The following is a 19,983-nucleotide window of genomic DNA, read 5'->3' as shown; positions in this document are numbered from 1 at the left end:
GGTAGCTCATCGTGGCCTTATGGCGGGTTGGCTAGCGTGCGGCTCGCCGGGGCCGGGAGGGGCCCGGTGTCGACGCGAGGAGAGTTGGGTGACCGAGACGCGCGGGGAGCCGGACGTGGAGGCGTGGGCGGAGTCCGGCGGGCGGGAGCGCGCGGCCTGGATCGGGTGGGTGACGTTCGCGGCGCGGCTCGGGCTGGCCGGTGTGCTGTTCTGGGCCGGGTGGACGAAGTTCACCGAGCCGGTCGTGCTCCAGCGGCAGGCCGTGGACGCCTACCAGATCCTGCCCGAGGCGCTGGTCGGGCCCGTCGGGGTGGGGCTGCCCGTGCTGGAGATGGTGCTGGCGCTGCTGCTGGTCGTGGGCTTCGCGACCCGGCTGACGGCCGTCATCTCGGGGGTGCTGATGGCTCTGTTCATCGCCGGGATAGCGTCGGCGTGGGCCCGCGGCCTCGCGATCGACTGCGGCTGCTTCGGCGGCGGGGGGCCGGTCGCCGAGGGCGAGACCAAGTACCTCCAGGAGATCGTCCGGGACGTGGGCTTCCTGGCGCTCGCGGTGTGGATCACGGTGTTCGCGCCCGGTCGGCTCGCCGTCGACCGCAAACTCGGCCTCTAGGGGCCTCCCGCCCCGCGCGACGAGAGACACACGCGCCGGGCGCGGCGAAAGACAAACGATCGAAGGGGATCGCGATGGGCAAGGCTTCGCGGGAGCGTTCCGCGCGGGAGCGGATCGCCGAGCAGCGCAAGCTGGAGGCGCGCCGCGACAAGCAGGTCAAGACGCTGGCGGTGGCGGGCGGCGCGCTCGCGCTGATCGCGGTGGCCGTGGGCGTCGTGGTGATGGCGGACGCCGGCAAGGACGAGCCCGCCTACACCGGGCCGCTGGCGCCCACGAGCCGTCAGGACGACGGCTCGGTCGTGATGGCCAAGGAGGGCGTCACCGCGCCCGTCCTGGAGGTCTACGAGGACTTCCAGTGCCCGGCCTGCAAGGGCCTGGAGGAGAGCTCGGGCAACACCATCAAGCAGCTCGCCGCCGAGGGCAAGGTCAAGGTCGTCTACCGGCCGTTCCGGCTGTTCGGGCAGGACCCGCTGAAGGGCAACTCCGAGCGGGCCGCCAACGCCGCGCTGTGCGCCCCCGGCGACAACTGGATCAAGTTCCACGACCGGCTGTTCGCCGAGCAGCCCAAGGAGGGCAAGGTCGGGTTCGAGAACGCCGACCTCATCTCCTGGGCCGCCGACTACGGCGTCAGCGGCGCCGCGTTCGAGTCGTGCGTGAACAACGGCGAGAAGGGCGCGCAGGTCCAGGCGATGACGGACCACGCGTTCAACACGGCGGGCGTGCAGTCCACCCCGACGATCGTGCTGAACGGCAAGAACGTCACCGATCAGGCGTGGTCGGGAGACGATCTCGCCAAGGCGGTCCAAGAGGCGTCCTGACGGACGGCTCCGTAAGGCGGCGGGCGTGATCCCGCCGCCTTTCCTGTGCCCGAGAAGGCCGCCGGACGCGGTAACGTCACCGTCATGCAGCTCGCCTCGATCCCGAGCCCGTCGCAGGGCGTCTGGCACCTCGGTCCGTTCCCGCTCCGCGCCTACGCCCTGATGATCATCCTCGGTGTGATCGTCGCCGTCTGGCTGGGTGACCGGCGCTGGGTCGCCAAGGGCGGTGAGCCCGGCACCGTCATCGACGTGGCGGTGTGGGCCGTCCCGTTCGGCCTGGTCGGCGGGCGTCTGTACCACGTGGTCACCGACTACCAGATGTACTTCGGCGACGGCCGGAACCCGGTGGACGCGCTGAAGATCTGGCAGGGCGGCCTGGGCATCTGGGGGGCCGTCGCGCTGGGCGCGCTGGGCGCCTGGATCGGCTGCCGCCAGAAGGGGGTGCGGCTGGCGCCGCTGGCCGACGCGGTCGCGCCGGGCATCGCGCTGGCGCAGGCGATCGGCAGGTGGGGCAACTGGTGGAACCAGGAGCTCTACGGACGGCCGAGTTCGCTGCCGTGGGCGGTGGAGATCGACCTCGCGCACAGGCCGAAGGACACCTACGGCATGGTGCTCCCGGAGTACGCGGACGTGGGCACCTACCACCCGACGTTCCTGTACGAGTCGCTCTGGTGCGCGGCCCTGGCCGTCGTGCTGATCTGGGCGGGCAAGAGGTGGAACCTCAACCACGGCCGCACGTTCGCGCTGTACGTCGCGGGTTACACGCTGGGCCGTGGCTGGATCGAGCTGCTGCGCGTCGACAACGCGCACGAGTTCCTGGGCCTGCGGCTGAACCTCTACACGTCGGTCGTGCTGTTCCTGGCGGCCGTCGCCTACCTGTACCTGAACCGCGGCAAGGGGAGCGTCCCCGAGCGCCTGGACGGCGGCCACAGCTACTTCCCGGACGCGCCCGCCGCCGCCGCGCCGCTCGACCCCGCCGACACCGAGCCGACCGAGGACCTGTCGGCGATCCCGCCGGAGCGCCGCGCCGAGGCCGCCGAGAAGGCGGCCGCCGAAGCCGAGGCAGCCGAGGAGGCGGCGGAGGACGGCGACGAGCCGAAGAGCGCCAAGGCCGCGCCGGACGAGCCGGAGGACGACGCCCCGGAGGCGACGAAGGCCGAGGCCGCGGACACAGACGCGGAAGACGAGCCCAAGGCCAAGACCGAGGACGCCGGGGACGAGGCCGCCGCCGAGGCGACGCCCGTCCAGGAGCCGGGCGGCTCCGCGCAGGAGCACGCCGAGGACCCTGAGCGCGAAGGAGAGGCGGTCAAGGACCGCGCCTGACCCCTCGTGCCGCCCCGGGCCCGCGCGGGTCCGGGGACGGCGTTTGACGGGCCGGGAGCGGCCGGGATCGGTAAGCTCTCGACGCGATGTCTGGAATGTCTGGAGGAGCGGTGGGCGGAACGAGCGCGCGGACGAAGCCCGCCGACGAGGAGATCTGGCCGGAGCCGGCGGGTCGCGGGGGTGTGGGCAAGGCGGTCGTCGCCGTGCTCGTCGTCCTCGTGCTGGTCGCCGCTGGCGCCGCCGCGTGGTTCCTCTTCCGGCCGTCCGACGGCGCCGCGGGCGAGGAGACGGCGCAGGGCCCCGTCCCCGACGTGTACGTGCCGCAGTCGCCGGGCCAGGACGCGGGCAAGGTCGCCTCGCGTGACGGCGACATCCGCCCGTTCACCAAGGGCGAGCTCTTCGACGGCATGAAGAAGGTCACCTACCGCAAGTACACGTTCACCCTGAAGACCGCCGAGGTCACCGAGGACTGCGCCGCCGCCGTCTGGGGCGAGCTGCTCCCGCAGACGCTGGCGCGCGGCAAGTGCACCCAGGTGGCCCGCGCGGGCTACCTGTCCGACGACGGTCAGTACGCGGGCGTGTTCGTCGCGGTGAACGTCGTGGACCAGCGGGCGGCCCAGCAGGTCCTGAACTCGCTTGATCCGGCGCTGAACGGCGGTTTTGTCCGGGCGCCGGAGATCGAGGGCGCGCCCGACTTCGGGTCGGGGTTCACCGCCGCCTACAGCCAGGCCATCGGCCACTACGTGATCATGAGCTGGGTCGGCAGGGCGGACGGCGAGCCGCCGGCGGCGATGAACGAGCTGATCGACACGAGCCTCGCCGTGCAGAAGCCCGAGGAGTTCGCCTGGGGCCGGATCGTGCTGCTCGACCCCCGATGAGCGACCCCTACCGCCGTCCAGGGCACCCCGCACCCCGTCCGGGGCCGGGGCCCGCCCGGCGTCCGGTGCCGCCCGCCGCGCCCACGGGGCCCAACCCCGTCGTGCGGCCGGAGGACGCGCGGGAGGCGCGGAGGAAGGCCGAAGGCGGCCGCGAGGGTGCGCGCAAGGGCACGCCGGGTAAGCCGGGCGGGGGAGGCCCGCAGGCGCGCGCCCGCCGGAAGAAGCAGTCCCGGCTGTTCTTCGGCGCGGCCGCCGCCCTGGTCGCCCTGGCCGTGGTGGCGCTGGCCCTGGTCGTCGTCCTGTGGCCCGGCGACGACGGAGGCGGCGCCGATGATGGCGCGGTCCAACTGGGTCAGCCGGAGCTGACGGGTTTCGCGCCCGGCACCTACTCGTTCTCGCCTTCCACCGACGTGTTCACCGAGATCGCCAGCAGGGCGGAGGATCCGGAGCCCCTGACAGCCGAGGAGATGTTCCCCAAGGGCTCGCTCACCGACGAGACGGCCGACGCCAAGATCGTCCGGCGGGCGGCGGTGCTCGACGAGGACTGCGCGGACGCGGTCTGGGGCACCGGCCTGACCGACGCGCTCGGCAAGGCCGGATGCAGTCAGGCGGTGCGCGGACTTTACACGGACCCGAAGAAGGGGTTCGCGGCCCTCGTCGCCGTCTACAACCTCAAGGACTCCGACGCCGCCGACGCCGTCGTCAGGGCCTTTGGGGCAGGTCGCGCCGGTTTTGTCAGGGTCCCCGACGCCGCGCCCGAGTTCTTCGGGCAGGGGTACAGCATGGCCCGTGGAATAGCGATGGGGCACTACGCGGTTGTGAGCTGGGTGCAACGCTTCGATGGCACCGGTGACGAGGGCAGCCGCCCGCTGCTCTCACTGCTGGTGACGGCGGCCGAGGCGGACGCGCTCTACACCCGCGCGGCCGGATGACCTGCGTGTTTCCGTGAGGTTGATCACGGGTGAACGGACAGGTCTAGACCTGGAGGGTCTGGTTTGTCCGGCTATGATGGGGTAGGCATACAGGACGGCCTTGACCCGTAAGGATTCAAGGACCGGCCGACGGCGTGCCCTGGAGCTGATCGACGAAGACAGCTACCGGCGAAAGGATTCGAACTCGAAAGTTTCGCCAACCCACCCAGTCGGGCATGATCTGGGCATTGATGTAACCTTTAAGTAATACTCGCAGCAGGGCCAACGCCGTCCCGAACTGCACTGGTCAGTTGACAGTGAACTTTACGGGAGGGTTGATGGCGGCTGCTGCCCTCACACCTGGTCAGCCCGAAGCGCAGGGGCTCTACGACCCGGCCAACGAGCACGACGCCTGCGGCGTCGGCATGGTGGCCGACCTGCACGGGCGCAAGAGCCACGAGATCGTCGAGCACGCCCTGACGGTCCTGCGGAACCTCGACCACCGCGGCGCGGTCGGCGCCGAGCCCGATGACGGCGACGGTGTCGGCATCCTCACCCAGATCCCCGACGCGTTCTTCCGCACTGTCGTGGACTTCGACCTGCCCGAGGCCGGCGCCTACGCCGCGGGCCTCGCCTTCCTGCCCGCCGACGCCGAGGAACGTGCCGCCGCGGTGGCGCACATCCACGCCGTCGCGGCCGAGGAGGGGCTGACCGTGCTGGGCTGGCGTGAGCTGCCCGTCGACCCGAACTTCTGCGGCCCCGCGGCCCGCCGCGTCATGCCGCACTTCAGCCAGCTGTTCCTGACCGCCTCCGCCGACGGCCCCTTCGCCGGACGCACCGGCCTGGAGCTGGACCGCGTGGTGTTCTGCGCCCGCGAGCGGATCGAGCAGGACGTCCGGGTGTACTTCCCGAGCCTGTCCAGCCGGACCATCGTCTACAAGGGCATGCTGACCACGCCCCAGCTGGAGCCGTTCTTCCCCGACCTGTCCGACCGCCGCTTCGACTCGGCGATCGCGCTCGTCCACTCGCGGTTCTCCACCAACACCTTCCCGGCGTGGGAGCTGGCGCACCCGTACCGGTACCTCGCTCACAACGGTGAGATCAACACCGTCAAGGGGAACCGGAACTGGATGCGCGCGCGCGAGGCGCTGCTCGCCTCCGACGTGCTGCCCGGCGACATCTCCCGGATCTTCCCGGTGATCGACATCGAGGCGTCCGACACCGCGTCGTTCGACGAGGCGCTGGAGCTGCTGCACCTGGGCGGCCGGTCGCTGCCCCACGCGGTGCTCATGATGATCCCCGAGGCGTGGGAGAACCACACCGAGATGGACCCCGCCCGGCGGGCGTTCTACGAGTTCCACTCGACCCTGATGGAGGCGTGGGACGGCCCCGCGTCCGTCTCCTTCACCGACGGCACCGTCGTCGGCGCCGTGCTGGACCGCAACGGGCTGCGTCCCGGCCGCTTCTGGGTGACCGAGGACGGCCTCGTCGTGCTGTCGTCGGAGTCCGGCGTGCTCGACATCGACCCGGCCAAGGTCGTCCGCAAGGGCCGCCTCCAGCCCGGCAAGATCTTTGTGGTGGACACCGAGGCCGGCCGGATCGTCGAGGACGACGAGGTCAAGGCGTCACTCGCGGCCGAGCACCCCTACCAGGAGTGGCTCGACGAGGGCCTCGTCCGCTTTGAGGAGCTGCCTCCGCGCGAGCGCGAGGTGCCCACCCACGACACCCTGGTCCGGCGCCAGCAGACCTTCGGCTACACCAACGAGGAACTGCGGATCATCCTGTCGCCGATGGCCACCACCGGCGCCGAGCCGATCGGCTCGATGGGCACCGACACGCCCGTCGCCGCCCTGTCGGAGCGGCCGCGGCTGCTGTTCGAGTACTTCAAGCAGCTGTTCGCGCAGGTCACCAACCCGCCGCTGGACGCCATCCGCGAAGAGATGATCACTTCGCTGCAGTCCACGCTCGGCCCCGAGGGCAACCTGCTCGACCCGGGCCCGCACTCCTGTCAGCGTCTCGTCCTGTCGACCCCGATCATCGACAACGACGAGCTCGCCAAGATCATCCACATCAACGACGAAGGCTCGCTGCCGCACCTCCAGGCGCACGTCGTGCACGGCACCTACCCGGTGGCGGGCGGCGGCGAGGCCCTGCGCAAGCGCCTCGACGAGATCTGCTCCGAGGTGTCCCGCGAGATCGCCGCCGGCGCCCGGATGATCGTGCTCTCCGACCGCGGCGCCGACTCCGCGCTCGCCGCGATCCCGTCGCTGCTGCTCACCGGCACCGTGCACCACCACCTCATCCGCGAGAAGACCCGCACCCGGGTCGGCCTTGTGGTCGAGGCGGGCGACGCCCGCGAGTGCCACCACATGGCGCTCCTCATCGGCTACGGCGCCTCCGCCGTCAACCCGTACCTGGCGATCGAGACGGTCCAGGACCTCGTCCGCTCCGGCGACCTCACCGCCGTCGACGAGACCAAGGCCGCGCGCAACCTCGTCAAGGCGTACGGCAAGGGCGTCCTCAAGGTCATGTCCAAGATCGGCGTCTCGACCGTCGCGTCCTACACCGGCGCGCAGATCTTCCAGGCGATCGGCCTGGGCGCCGAGGTCGTCGACTACGCCTTCACCGGCACGTCCTCGGAGATGGGCGGCATCGGGTTCGCCGAGGTGGCCCGCGAGGTCGCCGCCCGGCACGTCCGCGCCTACCCGGCCAACGGCAACGAGCTGTCCCACCGCACCCTTGAGGTCGGCGGCGAGTACCAGTGGCGGCGCGAGGGCGAACCGCACCTGTTCAACCCGCAGACCGTCTTCAAGCTGCAGCACGCCACCCGGACGCGGCAGTACGAGATCTTCAAGGAGTACACCCGGCTGGTCGACGACCAGTCCGCCCAGCTGATGACGCTGCGCGGCCTGTTCGGGTTCAAGGCCGACCGGCGGCCCGTGCCGATCGACGAGGTCGAGTCCGTCGCGGAGATCGTGAAGCGGTTCTCCACCGGCGCGATGTCCTACGGCTCGATCTCCGCCGAGGCGCACGAGACCCTCGCGATCGCGATGAACCGGCTGGGCGCCAAGTCCAACACCGGTGAGGGCGGCGAGGACCCGGCCCGGTTCACCCCCGACGCCAACGGCGACTCCCGCCGCTCGGCGATCAAGCAGGTCGCGTCCGGCCGGTTCGGCGTGACGTCGGAGTACCTGACGAACGCCGACGACATCCAGATCAAGATGGCGCAGGGCGCCAAGCCCGGCGAGGGCGGCCAGCTGCCCGGCCACAAGGTGTACCCGTGGGTGGCGAAGACCCGGCACTCCACGCCCGGCGTCGGCCTCATCTCGCCGCCCCCGCACCACGACATCTACTCGATCGAGGACCTCGCCCAGCTCATCCACGACCTGAAGAACGCCAACCCGGCGGCGCGCGTCCACGTGAAGCTCGTCTCCGAGGTCGGCGTCGGCACGGTCGCGGCCGGCGTGTCCAAGGCGCACGCCGACGTGGTGCTCATCTCCGGCCACGACGGCGGCACCGGCGCGTCCCCGCTGACGTCGCTCAAGCACGCGGGCGCCCCCTGGGAGCTCGGCCTCGCCGAGACCCAGCAGACGCTGCTGCTGAACGGCCTGCGCGACAGGATCGTCGTCCAGGCCGACGGGCAGATGAAGACCGGCCGCGACGTCGTCATCGCCGCCCTCCTGGGCGCCGAAGAGTACGGCTTCGCTACCGCGCCGCTCGTCGTGTCCGGCTGCGTCATGATGCGCGTCTGCCACCTGGACACCTGCCCGGTCGGCGTCGCCACCCAGAACCCGGTGCTGCGCGAGCGGTTCTCCGGCAAGCCCGAGTTTGTGGTGAACTTCTTCGAGTTCGTCGCGCAGGAGGTCCGCGAGCTGCTCGCCGAACTCGGCTTCCGCACCCTGGACGAGGCCATCGGCCAGGTCGGCGTGCTGGAGACCCGGGCCGCGGTGGACCACTGGAAGGCGTCCGGCCTCGACCTGTCGCCGATCTTCCACACGCCCGAACTGCGCGAGGGCGCCGCGCTGCGCTGCGTCACCGTCCAGGACCACGGGCTGGAGAAGGCGCTCGACAACACGCTGATCCAGCTCGCCGAGGGCGCCGTCGCGTTCGGCGACCGGGTACGCCTGGAGCTGCCGATCCGGAACGTCAACCGGACCGTCGGCACCATGCTCGGCCACGAGGTCACCAAGAAGTGGGGCGGCGAGGGCCTGCCCGACGACACCATCGACATCACCTTCACCGGCTCGGCCGGGAACTCGTTCGGCGCGTTCGTGCCGCGCGGCATCACGCTGCGCCTGGTCGGCGACTCCAACGACTACCTGGGCAAGGGCCTGTCCGGCGGGCGGATCACCGTCCAGCCCGACCCGGCCGCCCAGTTCAACGCCGAGGACCAGATCATCGCGGGCAACGTGCTCCTGTACGGCGCGACCTCCGGCGAGGTGTTCCTGCGCGGCCTGGTCGGCGAGCGGTTCTGCGTCCGGAACTCCGGCGCGACGGCCGTCGTCGAGGGCGTGGGCGACCACGGCCTCGAGTACATGACCGGCGGCCGCGTCGTCATCCTCGGACAGACCGGACGCAACCTCGCGGCCGGCATGTCCGGCGGCGTCGCCTACGTGCTCGACCTCAAGCCGCAGCGGGTCAACCCCGAGATGGTCGAGATCGAGGCGCTGGCGGACGACGAGCGGGAGGCGCTGCACGCGCTCGTCACCCGGCACGCCGAGGAGACCGGCTCGACCGTCGCGGCGAAGCTGCTCGCCGAGTGGGAGTCCGCGGTGGAGCGGTTCAGCAAGATCATGCCGCGCGACTACAAGCGGGTGCTCGAAGCCAAGGCCGCGGCCGAGGCCGAGGGCCGTGACGTCAACGAGGCCATCATGGCCGCGGCTCAGGGATAGGGGGCGAGGAAAATGGCAGACCCCAAGGGGTTTCTGAAGGTCACGCAGCGGGAGCTGCCGGCCCGGCGGCCGGTGGACGTGCGCATCCGTGACTGGAAGGAGGTCTACGAGGACTTCCAGCGGCCCACCCTGGAGCGCCAGGCGAGCCGGTGCATGGACTGCGGCATCCCGTTCTGCCACCAGGGCTGTCCCCTGGGGAACCTCATCCCCGAGTGGAACAACCTGGTCTACAAGCAGGACTGGCGCGAGGCCATCGAACGGCTGCACGCCACCAACAACTTCCCGGAGTTCACCGGGCGGCTGTGCCCCGCGCCCTGCGAGACGGCCTGTGTTCTCGGCATCAACCAGGACCCGGTGACGATCAAGCGCGTCGAGGTCGAGATCATCGACCGGGCGTTCGCCGAGGGCTGGGTCAAGCCGGAGCCTCCGGCCGTCAAGACCGGCAAGAAGGTCGCCGTCGTCGGCTCCGGGCCCGCTGGCCTGGCCGCCGCGCAGCAGTTGACGCGCGCCGGGCACGACGTCGTCGTCTACGAGCGGGCGGACGCGGCGGGCGGCCTGCTGCGCCGTGGCATCCCCGAGTTCAAGATGGAGAAGCGGCACGTCGAGCGGCGGCTCGACCAGATGCGCGCCGAGGGCACGGTGTTCAGGACCGGCGTCAACGTCGGTGTGGACGTCACCGCCGAGGAGTTGCGCGCCGAGTACGACGCGGTGGTGCTGGCGGGCGGCGCGACGGTGTGGCGCGACCTCAGCGTGCCGGGCCGCGAGGCCAAGGGCGTCTACCAGGCGATGGAGTACCTGCCGATCGCGAACCAGGTCGCCGAGGGTGTCCTGCCGGAGCCGACGATCTCGGCGGAGGGCAAGCACGTCGTCGTCATCGGCGGCGGCGACACCGGCGCCGACTGCATCGGCACCGCGCTGCGCCAGGGCGCCGCGTCGGTGACCCAGCTGGAGATCATGCCGAAGCCGCCCGCCGCGCGGCCCGGCGGCCAGCCGTGGCCGACGTTCCCGATCCTGTTCAAGACCGAGAGCGCGCACGAGGAGCTGGAGGCCGCGGGCGGCCCCCGGGTCTACGCGGTCAACACGCTCGGCTTCACCGCCGACGAGGACGGCAACGTCAAGACGCTGCGCCTCGTGGACGTCGAAGGCCCCCAGACCGGCTTCAAGCCGATCGAGGGCACCGAGCGGGAGATCCCCGCCGAACTCGTCACCCTCTCCATGGGCTTCCTCGGCCCGCAGCGCGAGGGCCTGCTGGAGCAGCTCGGCGTCGACCTCGACGGCCGGGGCAACGTAGTCCGCAACCTGGACTACCGCACCTCCGTAGACGGCGTCTACGTCGCCGGCGACATGGGCCGAGGCCAGTCCCTCATCGTCTGGGCCATCGCCGAAGGCCGAGCCGCCGCCTCCCGAGTAGACCGCGACCTCCAGGGCACCACCGCCCTCCCCTACCCCATCCCCCCCACCGCCCGCCCCATCGCCTAACTACCGTCACCAGAAGGGCGCGCCCCCGACCAGGGGACGCGCCCTTCACACTTCCCCTCAACCACCCAGTCCCGAACCCCCCGAGCGCCCCCTAAACTGGCGCGGTGATCACAGCGGTGGTGTTCGACATTGGCGAGACCCTGGTTGATGACACTCGGGAGTGGGGAGCTTGGGCCGCGTGGCTGGGCGTTCCGCCGCATACGCTCTCGGCGCTGGTCGGGGCGGTCACTGCGGTGGGTCGCGATAACGCGGATGCGTTGCGGCTGATTCGTCCGGGGCTCGATGTGGCCGCCGAACGCGCCGCACGGGAAGCGGCGGGATGCGGCGAGCAGATCTCGGAGTCGGACCTCTATCCGGACGTCCGGCCCACGCTCTCCGAGCTGCGCGCTCGCGGCCTCTGGGTGGGTGCGGCCGGCAACCAGACGGTCCGAGCGGGTGAACTACTCAGGAATCTGAACCTCCCCGTTGATGCCGTGGCCACGTCCGGGGACTGGTCAGTGGCCAAGCCAGATCCTCGGTTCTACTCGCAGGTCAGCACCTGGGCTCAGCGGCTGCCTCACCAGATCCTTTACGTCGGCGATCATCTGGACAACGATGTGCTCGCCGCTCAGGCAGCGGGTCTGCGTACAGCGTTGATTCGTCGCGGGCCGTGGGGCTACCTGTGGTCCGACGAACGGGAGACGGCAGCCCGCGCCGACTGGCGAATCAATGATCTGCTCGAACTCCCCGATCTCCTGACACCCGTTTTGTGACTCTCAGCCAAGAGATCCTTGCTGAGAGGTATGTTACGCAGAGACCTGATCGGAGTCTCTGATGGCGGTTCCCGCACCATCGATCGGTAAGCAGATCGCTGCCACTCGTACGGCTCGGCGCATGTCCCAGCCAGAGCTGGCCGAAGCCGCACACATCTCGTTGAGCACGCTCCGGAAGATCGAACAAGGTAGCAGAGCGGTCACTGAACCTGTTCTCTTCGCGGTCGCCGATGCGCTGGGAGTCGAGCCGGAACGGTTGACAGGAGTGGAAGGTAGGTCGAACAGCCGTGTCCACGGAGCGATACCCGAGATCCGCCGGGCAGTAGACGCCTACGATCTTCCGGAAGAGGGGGCCGTTCGCCCGCTGAACGAATTGCGGACGGCTGTCCATGAAGCTACAGCGCAGAGACTCGCGTCGCAGTACACCCGCCTCAGCGGGACGATCGCGGATCTCTTGAGCGAGTTGTCCAGAGCGCTCCACACCGGAAGCCCCGATCACCGGCGGCAGGCTACTGCGCTGTTCACAACTGCTTATCGCGCGGCGGACTCGATCGCTTACAAATATGGCTACTACGACCTGTCCGCGCGCATGATCGAGATCATGCGCCAGTCGGCCGAACTGGCGGAGGATAGGGTCTTGACGGCGACTGTCGCCTATGTCCGGACAGAGACGTTCTTCGCGAGCCGCAACCTAGCACCTGGGTTGCGTGCTCTCCAAGATTCTCTGAAGGTCATTCCGACACCACGAACCACGAGAGAGGTTGCCGCTCTTGGCGCGCTGCATATGCGTGCCGCAGTCGTGGCCGCTCGCCTGCTAGCGGATTCAGAAGTCCCTGACGAGCACATGAGGCAGGCCCGCAAGTTCGCTTCGCTCGTCCCTGAGGGCGTCTATAGCGGCACGGCTTTCGGCCCAGACTCGATGCGGGTGCATGAGGTATCCATGGCAGTGGAACTTGGTGACGGAGGTCGGGCGGTCACAGCTGCGGGTGGTTGGAGCCCGCCGACCGGATTCCCGGCCGAACGACGCTCCCACTACTTCCTTGAGGTAGCGCGTGCCCAGCTCTGGACCGGGCGACGCGACGATGCCTTCCGGTCCCTCCAGAACGCACGCCGGATCGCGCCGCAACACGTTCGCGAGCATCCCCAAGTTCGCGAGGCGCTCGGCACTCTTCTCCGTCTGCATAGGACTCCTCCCCAGTCTCTCATCAGCTACGCGGAATGGGTGGGGGCGATATAACAGCCCCTCCGCAAGAGGGGTGACACAAGCTGTGTCACTTTGGTAGGGACAGATACAAGACCATCGAACCGCTGGACAACGGAAAGCCAGAGTCGGCGGCGCGGTCAGTATCCCTTCTCCGTGCGGCCTTCATAGGCGGCCCCCGGTGCCGTGATCTCATCCACTGGGCCGGGGCCTCGACCGGAGAGGGGTCTGATCGATGGGCGGGGATATGGGGTGTCCGGTTCGTCGGGCGCGGGGGGAGTGGTGGGTGTTGATGGTGTTGCGGGTGCCGTTGGGGGTGCTCGGGGTGCGGGGGCGGGTGCGGTGGGAGGGGCGGCGGCCGTATCTGTTGGTGAGTCGGTGGGGTTCGGTGGTGGGGACGTGTGTGTATCCGCGTCGTTTGGTCGGGGGTGGGTTCGTGTTGGAGGTGGGGGATGACGGGCTGGTGGAGTGTCCGGTTCGGGATGTGCGGGCGTTGTTGGCGTTGATCGTGTGGGAGACGTCCAGGCCCGCCCTGGTGGGTCATCTGCGTGCGGTGGGGCGGGGTGGTCGGTGATGGTGCGGTTGAGTCGTGCGGCCGCCGAGGCTGAGCGGGCGAGGCGGGAGCGGGCCTGTGTGGCGGCGGAGTTGGCGCGGGAGGTTCCGGGGGCCTTGGTGTGGTGGGGGGAGGCGTGTGGTGTGTGGTTCGCCTACGTGCCGGGGTCGGAACGCGGGAGAGCCCGTCTGGTGGAGGCCGCGACGTTGGGGCGGCTGCGTGAGTTGATGATCGGGTGGCCGGGTGCGGGGCGGGCGCGCCATGTCTAGGGTCGTGGACTGGCGGGCGCGCCCTTCGGCGTTCCGAGTTATCCACAGGGGTCGCGGAGAGTGTCGGGGTGTGTGTTTAGGGTGGGGGTATGCGGATCTTTGTTGTTGACGCGTTCACGGATCGGGCGTTCGCGGGGAATCCGGCGGGGGTGTGCCTGCTGGAGAAACCGGTGGAGCCGGGGTGGATGCAGGCGGTGGCCGCGGAGATGCGGCACTCGGAGACGGCGTTCGTGCGGGCGCTCGATCAGGGGTTCGAGTTGCGGTGGTTCACGCCGGAGACGGAGGTGAGGTTGTGCGGGCACGCCACGCTGGCGGCGGCGCGGGCGCTCTATGCCGAAGGGCTGGTGGGGGCGGGGGAGGAGATCGAGTTCAGCACGCTCAGCGGGGTGCTGACGGTGCGGCAGGAGGGGGCGGGACTGCGGCTGGACTTCCCGTCGGTGCCCGCCGAACGGATCGAGGCACCACCGGGGCTCGCCGCGGCGCTCGGCGCGGAACCGGTGTTCACGGCGCGGAACACACAGAACGACATCCTCGCGGTGCTGCCCGACGCGGCGACGGTGCGGCGGCTGCGGCCGGACATGGCGCTGCTCGCCACCCTCGACGCGCGCGGCGTCTGCGCGACGGCGCCGGGCGACGCCGACGCGGACGCCGACTTCGTGTCCCGCTTCTTCGCGCCGTCCGTCGGCGTCCCCGAGGATCCGGTGACGGGCTCGGCGCACTGCATGCTGGCGCCCTACTGGGCCGAACGGCTCGGCAGGTCCGCCCTCACCGGGCTCCAGGTGTCGTCCCGGCCCGGCCGGGTCGGCGTCGAGCTGGCGGACGGCCGGGTCGCGCTCACCGGAGAGGCGGTGATCGTCCTGATCGGCGAACTCATGGTGTGAAGAGCGCGCGGGTCAGCCTCGGTGGTCGGCGAGCCAGGCTTCGATGTCGTCGGCCTGGCGGGGCAGCGCGGCGGAGAGGTTGACGGCGCCGGTCTCGGTGACCAGCAGGTCGTCCTCGATGCGGACGCCGATGCCGCGCAGCTCGGCGGGCAGCGTCAGGTCGTCGGGCTGGAGGTAGAGGCCGGGCTCGACGGTGAGCACGTGGCCCGGCTCGATCACGCCGTCCAGGTACGTCTCGGCGCGGGCCTTGGCGCAGTCGTGCACGTCCATGCCGAGCATGTGGCCCGAGCTGCACAGGGTGTAGCGGCGGTACAGGCCGGAGTCGGGGTCCAGGGCGGCTTCGGCGCCGCCGGGCAGCAGGCCCCAGTCGTCGAGGCCCTCGGCGATCACCCGCGTCGCCGCGTTGTGGAAGTCGCGGAACCGCGCGCCGGGCCGGACCGCGGCGATCGCCGCCTCCTGCGCCGCGTACACCAGGTCGTAGACCCGGCGCTGCGCGTCGGTGAAGGTGCCGCCCGCCGGGATCGTGCGGGTCACGTCGGCGGTGTAGAACGAGTCGGCCTCGACCCCGGCGTCGAGCAGGAGGAGCTGGTCGCCGGGCACCGGGCCGTCGTTGCGGATCCAGTGCAGCACGCAGGCGTGCGCCCCGGCCGCGGCGATCGTCTCGTAGCCGGTGCCGTTGCCCTCCAGGCGGGCGCGGCGGTTGAAGGTCGCCTCGATCCAGCGCTCGCCGCGCGGGTGTGCGATCGCGGCGGGCAGCGCGGCGGCCACGTCGCCGAACCCGGCGATGGTGAAGTCGACGGCGGCCTGGAGCTGCCCGGCCTCGTACTCGTCCTTGACGAGGCGCAGTTCGGCGAGCACGGCGTGCAGCTCGTCGTCGGCGGCCCCGTCGGCGGGCGCGGGCACCAGGCCGTCCACCGCCTCGTCCACGCCGCGCACCACCCGGACGGGCGCGGCGCCCGAGGCGATCCGGGCGGGCAGCGTCGCCAGGTCGGCGGCGGCGAGGCCGAGCGCGGCCTCGGTCTCGGTGAGGGTGCGGCGGCGACCGACCCACAGCTCGCCGTGCCTGCGGTCCCGGTAGAACTGGGCGCCCATCGGGCTGCCGTCGCGCGGGGAGCGCGGATGCGTGTAGACGACCGCCTCGTGGCCCGACGGCGTCGGCTCCAGCACCAGCACCGCGTCGGGCACCGCCTCGGCGGCGGTCTCGGCGGTGAGGTGCGCGTACGCGGTGTGCGGCCGGAACGGGTAGTCGCAGTCGTTGCTGCGGACCTTGAGCCCGCCCGCCGGGATCACCAGGCGCTCGCCGGGGAACCGGGCCGACACCGCGGCCCGCCGCTTCGCCGCGTACACGGCGGCGGGCACCGACGCCACGGGCAGGTCGCTCGGGGCCCACCCCCGCTGGAAGAACTCCGCGAGCGCCGCGCTCACGGGCAGGTCATGGCTGCCGGTCACAAAGCGGGCGTCCTCGGAGGTGTTCATACACGTTTCCCGTACGTCGGTCCTGGTCGGTTGGCCGCCGCAAGCCTACTCGCGCCCCTCGACCCACGACGCCACACCGGCGTCAGCGGGTGGTGGCCCAGGCCCGGACGGCGGCGTTGAGGTCGGGTTCGGTGAGGGGGGAGCGGGGGACGTCGGCGGAGGTGGCGCGCAGGCCCTCGAGGACGAGGGCGTGGTAGCGGAGCCAGGGACGGCCGGGGGCGTGCCGGGTGTGCTCGGCGACGTCCGCGACCGCGAGCATCGCCAGGACCAGGTCGCCGATCTCGACGTCGGGCCGGACGACCCCGGCGGTGCGGGCCCGGTCGAGCAGGCGTTCGGCGGGTGGGACGAGCGCGGCGAAGACGCGGCTGAGCCTGTCCTCGCCGGACGTCGGCGCGAGCGTGATCTCGCGCAGGCCCCGGTCGGTGAGGTGGTCGACGGCGATCGTGTGCAGGAAGCCGGTGAGGCCCGTCCAGGGGTCGGGTTCGGCGAGCGCCTCGTCGGAGAGCCGGACGAGGCAGCCGAGCTGCCGTTCGAACACCGCCTCGACCAGCGCGTCGCGGCTCGGGAAGCGCCGGTAGACGGTGCCGATGCCGACGCCCGCCGCCCTGGCGACCTCCTCCAGGGTCGTCTCGACGCCGCGCTCGGCGAACGCGCGCTGGGCGGCGTCGAGCACCCGCTGCCGGTTGCGCTCCGCGTCCCTGCGCAGCGGCCGTGAGGACATCGTCATGATGCCCGGATTGTACCGGCCCCCTTGATCACCCTCCGGGGCTCGCGGGTTCGCCGCGCGCGGGGCGCCGCCGCAGGTAGGGGCACGGATGGGGAGGCGGCCTAGGATCTGGCGGATGGAGACCGTCGAGACCGAGATCACCACGTGTTATCTTGTCTAGCGGACTTGGGTACTACCGGCTCTGAGCTGGCACTTTGATGAGAGTTCATGAGCTACTTGCCTAGCGCAGCGCTATAGGTCAAGATAACGGGCATGGAAGCTGCGGAGTACGACGCCTTGACCGAGTCCTGGCTGATCCACCTCACCGCCGAGCGGAAGAGTCCCCAGACGCTCCGGGGCTATGGCACGGCCGCCCGCCGCTTCGGCGCGTGGGCGCGCGACAACGGGGGCGACCACACCCTTGACCGCCGGAGTGCCGCCGCGTTCCTCGCCGACCTCCTGAGGGCTGGGGCGTCCGCCGAGACGGTCCGCACCCGCGCCAAGGCGCTGAAGCAATTCTCCCGGTGGCTGGCCGAAGAGGAGGAGACCGACCACCACGAGCTGGCCACCCTCACGCTGCCGAAGGCGGACGACCCCGTCGTCCCGGAACTCACCGAAGAGCAACTGGCCGACCTCATCGCTGCGTGCGCGGGCAGGGACCTGCGGGCGCGGCGGGACGAGGCGATCATCCGGCTCATGGCCGAGACGGGCGCGAGGGCCGGTGAAGTCGTCGGAATGAGCATGCAAGATGTGAGTATCCGCGACGGTGTCGCGACGATCCGGCGGGGAAAGGGCGGCAAGGGCCGCCGCGTCGCCTTTGGTCCGCAAACCGCCCGCGCCATCGACCGGTACCTGAGACTACGGCGCTCTCACAAGCTTGCTGAGACTCCCGCGTTGTGGCTGGGGGATCGAGGGCAGGGTTTCGGGTATTACGCGCTCCACCAGATGTTCAAGCAACGCGGGGCCGCCGCCGGGATGCCGTGGCTTCACCCGCACATACTCCGGCACACCTTCGCTGGGCGCTGGCTGGAGGCCGGGGGCTCGGAGAACGGCCTGCTGGCGTCGGCGGGGTGGTCGTCGCGGGCCATGATCGACAGGTACAGCCGGTCAACGTCCCAGAAGCGGGCGATCGAGGAGGCCCGCAGGCTCGGGCTCGGGGACGTGTGACGCGGTCTACGGCGCGAACCCTATTGGCGTTGATTGGCGTCGGCTAGCGTTGTCTAGCGCTGGCGAATTGCTGTTTCTTATCGTGCAACAATGCGGGCCGCACAGTGGCTCGGGGTCATTTGGTGCGCCTTAGGTTATCTCGGGTTGCGCCTTCCTGTATTTTCTTGCGTTTCCTTGCACCGCTGGCTCTTCGCAGTTCTTCGCGAACGCCTTGGCACGCTTCGGTACGCCCTGGACACCGGCGGACGCCGGTGGAGTCCCACAGCAACCCCCACCAGTGTCTACCAGTGCCTACCGGCGCGTGGCGCGCGGTGGGCGGCGCCGTGGACGCTGCTGTGGACGCTGCTGTGGATGTGTGCATTGCTCCGCGCGCAAATCGTGGGAGTTCGCCTAGGAGAACACAGGCAGCGGCGCGCAGGAAGTCGCAGGTGGGTGCGGGGGAAGGTGGGTGGATTCGGGGGACGGCCGCTAGGGCGCGCTAGGCTCGCGCATGGGCTTCTGGGGTTATCCACAGGGCACGTAGGCGAGTCGTGTTGTCTACGCAGTGCCTCTCGGCTAATCTTCAGCGAAGACGCCGGAAGGCCCACCGCGGGATGCCGTAGGAAGCATCTTTTCCCGCAGTGGGCCTGAGAGCAGCCCGGCAGTGCCGAGTCTGTTCGGTGGGCGTCGCTTCTCAGGCGACGCTCACCGGTTCATCAATGTATGTCTACAGCGAACCGCTGTGCAAGTCACCTCGCAGTGACACGCAGACTACGTTGAGTGACTAGGTGCTGCTGGGCCCCACGAGAGGAGCCCGGAGTGGCAGCCAGCAAGACCCTGACCGCCGAGGAGCGGGTGCTCCGCGCCCGCATGGCGGGGAACGCGACCTGGGCCAAGGTCACCGACCGCACCGCCGCCACCGCCCCCGCCCGCGAGGGGTGGCTGGCCAAGCTGGAGCGCGAGGTGGACCCCGAGGGGGTCATGGACCCCGAGACCCGCGCGGCGGCCGTCGAGAACGCTCGTCGCGCCCACATGGCCAGGATGTCGTTCCTGGCCGCGAAGGCCGCGCGGAAGGCCCGCGAGGAGCGCAAGGCCGCCCGCGACGCCGAGACGCTGGAGCGGGCGCGCGCCCGCGACCGCGCCGAGGCCGGGGAGCGCGAGGCCGATGAGGCCGCCCGGTGAGCGGCCTCGCCCACACCTCGCCCTTCGACGCGATCAGGCGCATGGACGAGCGCGGCGAGTACTGGACCGCCCGCGACCTCATGCCCTTGCTGGGCTACTCCCGCTGGGGGAACTTCGAGGACCGCGTTCTGTCCGCCCGTACCGCTATCGACCTTGCGCTGGGCGAAGGCGCAGGTCACGACCATATTGCCGACACCGGCAGTATGGTCCCGATCGGCTCGGGAGCGAGTCGCGAGGTCGCCGACCATCGCCTGACCAGGTTCGGCGCGTACATGGTCGCCCTGGAGTGCGACGGCTCCAAGCAGGCCGTCGCCGACGCGAAGGTGTACTTCGCGACGAGGGCCCGCCAGGCCGAGGTCGCCGACGCCGCACCCGCCATCACTGAGGGCGGCGAGCTGGACCTGATCGAGACGCTGGCGGCCAAGGCCACCCGCGCCGTGCAGATCGCCCGCACCGAGCGGGCCGCCCGCCAGGAGGCCAAAGAGCGGCTCGCCGAGGCCGAGCCCAAGGCCGAGGCGTGGGACGTGCTGGCGACCGCCGACGGCGACGTCGATGTCGCCCAGGCCGCGAAACTGCTTTCCCGCGACCCGTCGATCGAGATCGGGCAGCGCCGCCTGTTCCGGGAGCTGGAGCGGCTCGGCTGGATCTTCCGGTCCGGGCCGGACGGCGCGTGGACGCCCAAGCAGGACCGTGTGACCAGCGGCCACCTGTCGATCCTGCCCCAGTCCCACTACCACCCGCGTACCGGTCTGCTGGTCCTCGACCCGCCGCAGGTCCGCGTGACCGTCAAGGGCTTGGAGGCCCTGCACCGGCGTCTCGGTGGCACCGGCCGTCTCGACGCCCACGGGCGGCAGCTCAGCCTGCCCGCGTAGCCCACAGCCCCATCCCCTGCCCGGCGGTCTCCCC

General features: G+C 70.7%; 15 protein-coding genes. 13 read left to right on the top strand and 2 right to left on the bottom strand.

What is annotated here, in order from left to right; genetic code table 11:
- Window positions 1-88 precede the first annotated feature (88 nt).
- From LO762_RS16630 to LO762_RS16585, 10 genes are all read left to right on the top strand, one after another.
- Window positions 89-610: a MauE/DoxX family redox-associated membrane protein gene (locus tag LO762_RS16630; RefSeq protein WP_230616174.1), complete on the top strand. Its 522-nt coding sequence runs from the start codon at window positions 89-91 to the stop codon at window positions 608-610.
- Window positions 611-684: 74 nt separating this feature from the next.
- Entirely contained in the window at window positions 685-1,428 is a 744-nt protein-coding gene (locus LO762_RS16625) for a thioredoxin domain-containing protein (RefSeq protein WP_230616172.1), read from the top strand.
- 84 nt (window positions 1,429-1,512) lie between these two features.
- Window positions 1,513-2,751 carry a prolipoprotein diacylglyceryl transferase gene (lgt, locus tag LO762_RS16620; RefSeq protein WP_230616170.1) on the top strand — a complete coding sequence of 413 codons (1,239 nt, stop codon included), beginning with the start codon at window positions 1,513-1,515 and terminating at the stop codon, window positions 2,749-2,751.
- A 110-nt stretch (window positions 2,752-2,861) separates the two neighbouring features.
- Window positions 2,862-3,629, top strand: a complete 768-nt coding sequence (locus LO762_RS16615; RefSeq protein ID WP_230616166.1) for a hypothetical protein — start codon at window positions 2,862-2,864, stop codon at window positions 3,627-3,629.
- The gene (locus LO762_RS16610) at window positions 3,626-4,561 is read left to right on the top strand and encodes a hypothetical protein (RefSeq protein WP_230616161.1); all 936 of its coding nucleotides are present in this window, start codon (window positions 3,626-3,628) and stop codon (window positions 4,559-4,561) included. Before LO762_RS16615 ends, LO762_RS16610 begins: the two co-directional genes overlap by 4 nt.
- A 317-nt stretch (window positions 4,562-4,878) precedes the next feature.
- On the top strand, window positions 4,879-9,432 hold the full coding sequence (gene gltB, locus LO762_RS16605) for a glutamate synthase large subunit (protein WP_230616159.1): 4,554 nt from the start codon (window positions 4,879-4,881) through the stop codon (window positions 9,430-9,432).
- A gap of 12 nt (window positions 9,433-9,444) precedes the next feature.
- Window positions 9,445-10,911 (top strand): glutamate synthase subunit beta, encoded by a 1,467-nt coding sequence (locus tag LO762_RS16600; RefSeq protein ID WP_230616158.1) that lies wholly within the window; start codon window positions 9,445-9,447, stop codon window positions 10,909-10,911.
- Window positions 10,912-11,015: 104 nt separating this feature from the next.
- Entirely contained in the window at window positions 11,016-11,663 is a 648-nt protein-coding gene (locus tag LO762_RS16595) for an HAD family hydrolase (RefSeq protein ID WP_230616156.1), read from the top strand.
- A 61-nt stretch (window positions 11,664-11,724) separates the two neighbouring features.
- A complete protein-coding gene (locus tag LO762_RS16590) occupies window positions 11,725-12,900 on the top strand; it encodes a helix-turn-helix domain-containing protein (RefSeq protein WP_255686177.1) in 1,176 nt (391 codons plus the stop codon).
- A gap of 875 nt (window positions 12,901-13,775) precedes the next feature.
- Window positions 13,776-14,567, top strand: coding sequence for a PhzF family phenazine biosynthesis protein (locus LO762_RS16585; protein ID WP_230616151.1), 792 nt, complete (start codon window positions 13,776-13,778; stop codon window positions 14,565-14,567).
- A gap of 12 nt (window positions 14,568-14,579) precedes the next feature.
- Here LO762_RS16585 and LO762_RS16580 read toward each other — a convergent pair whose 3' ends face one another.
- Both LO762_RS16580 and LO762_RS16575 read right to left on the bottom strand, forming a co-directional pair.
- Entirely contained in the window at window positions 14,580-16,043 is a 1,464-nt protein-coding gene (locus LO762_RS16580) for an aminopeptidase P N-terminal domain-containing protein (protein ID WP_230616149.1), read from the bottom strand.
- An 82-nt stretch (window positions 16,044-16,125) separates the two neighbouring features.
- Window positions 16,126-16,770 (bottom strand): TetR/AcrR family transcriptional regulator, encoded by a 645-nt coding sequence (locus tag LO762_RS16575; protein ID WP_230616147.1) that lies wholly within the window; start codon window positions 16,768-16,770, stop codon window positions 16,126-16,128.
- Between the two features lie 252 nt (window positions 16,771-17,022).
- Here LO762_RS16575 and LO762_RS16570 point away from each other — a divergent pair, with 252 nt between their 5' ends.
- The 3 genes from LO762_RS16570 (at window position 17,023) to LO762_RS16560 (ending at window position 19,949) form a co-directional block, all read left to right on the top strand.
- A complete protein-coding gene (locus tag LO762_RS16570; protein ID WP_230616145.1) occupies window positions 17,023-17,916 on the top strand; it encodes a tyrosine-type recombinase/integrase in 894 nt (297 codons plus the stop codon).
- A gap of 798 nt (window positions 17,917-18,714) precedes the next feature.
- Window positions 18,715-19,077 (top strand): hypothetical protein, encoded by a 363-nt coding sequence (locus tag LO762_RS16565; protein ID WP_230616142.1) that lies wholly within the window; start codon window positions 18,715-18,717, stop codon window positions 19,075-19,077.
- Complete coding sequence (locus LO762_RS16560) at window positions 19,074-19,949, top strand: phage antirepressor KilAC domain-containing protein (protein WP_230616138.1); 876 nt, start codon at window positions 19,074-19,076, stop codon at window positions 19,947-19,949. Before LO762_RS16565 ends, LO762_RS16560 begins: the two co-directional genes overlap by 4 nt.
- Window positions 19,950-19,983: the final 34 nt, after the last annotated feature.

This window comes from Actinocorallia sp. API 0066 (genome assembly GCF_020991275.1).
Taxonomy (GTDB): domain Bacteria; phylum Actinomycetota; class Actinomycetes; order Streptosporangiales; family Streptosporangiaceae; genus Actinocorallia.
The sequence above is the reverse complement of the archived record's forward strand: the minus strand, read 5'-3'. Positions and strand labels throughout refer to the sequence as shown.

Bases quoted from the DNA above. Each gene is read 5' to 3' on its own strand.
- gltB (WP_230616159.1), top strand. From the start codon at position 4,879: ATGGCGGCTGCTGCCCTCACACCTGGTCAGCCCGAAGCGCAGGGGCTC.
- LO762_RS16590 (WP_255686177.1), top strand. From the start codon at position 11,725: ATGGCGGTTCCCGCACCATCGATCGGTAAGCAGATCGCTGCCACTCGT.
- LO762_RS16585 (WP_230616151.1), top strand. From the start codon at position 13,776: ATGCGGATCTTTGTTGTTGACGCGTTCACGGATCGGGCGTTCGCGGGG.
- LO762_RS16600 (WP_230616158.1), top strand. From the start codon at position 9,445: ATGGCAGACCCCAAGGGGTTTCTGAAGGTCACGCAGCGGGAGCTGCCG.
- LO762_RS16580 (WP_230616149.1), bottom strand. From the start codon at position 16,043: ATGAACACCTCCGAGGACGCCCGCTTTGTGACCGGCAGCCATGACCTG.
- LO762_RS16570 (WP_230616145.1), top strand. From the start codon at position 17,023: ATGGAAGCTGCGGAGTACGACGCCTTGACCGAGTCCTGGCTGATCCAC.
- LO762_RS16575 (WP_230616147.1), bottom strand. From the start codon at position 16,770: ATGACGATGTCCTCACGGCCGCTGCGCAGGGACGCGGAGCGCAACCGG.
- lgt (WP_230616170.1), top strand. From the start codon at position 1,513: ATGCAGCTCGCCTCGATCCCGAGCCCGTCGCAGGGCGTCTGGCACCTC.
- LO762_RS16625 (WP_230616172.1), top strand. From the start codon at position 685: ATGGGCAAGGCTTCGCGGGAGCGTTCCGCGCGGGAGCGGATCGCCGAG.
- LO762_RS16610 (WP_230616161.1), top strand. From the start codon at position 3,626: ATGAGCGACCCCTACCGCCGTCCAGGGCACCCCGCACCCCGTCCGGGG.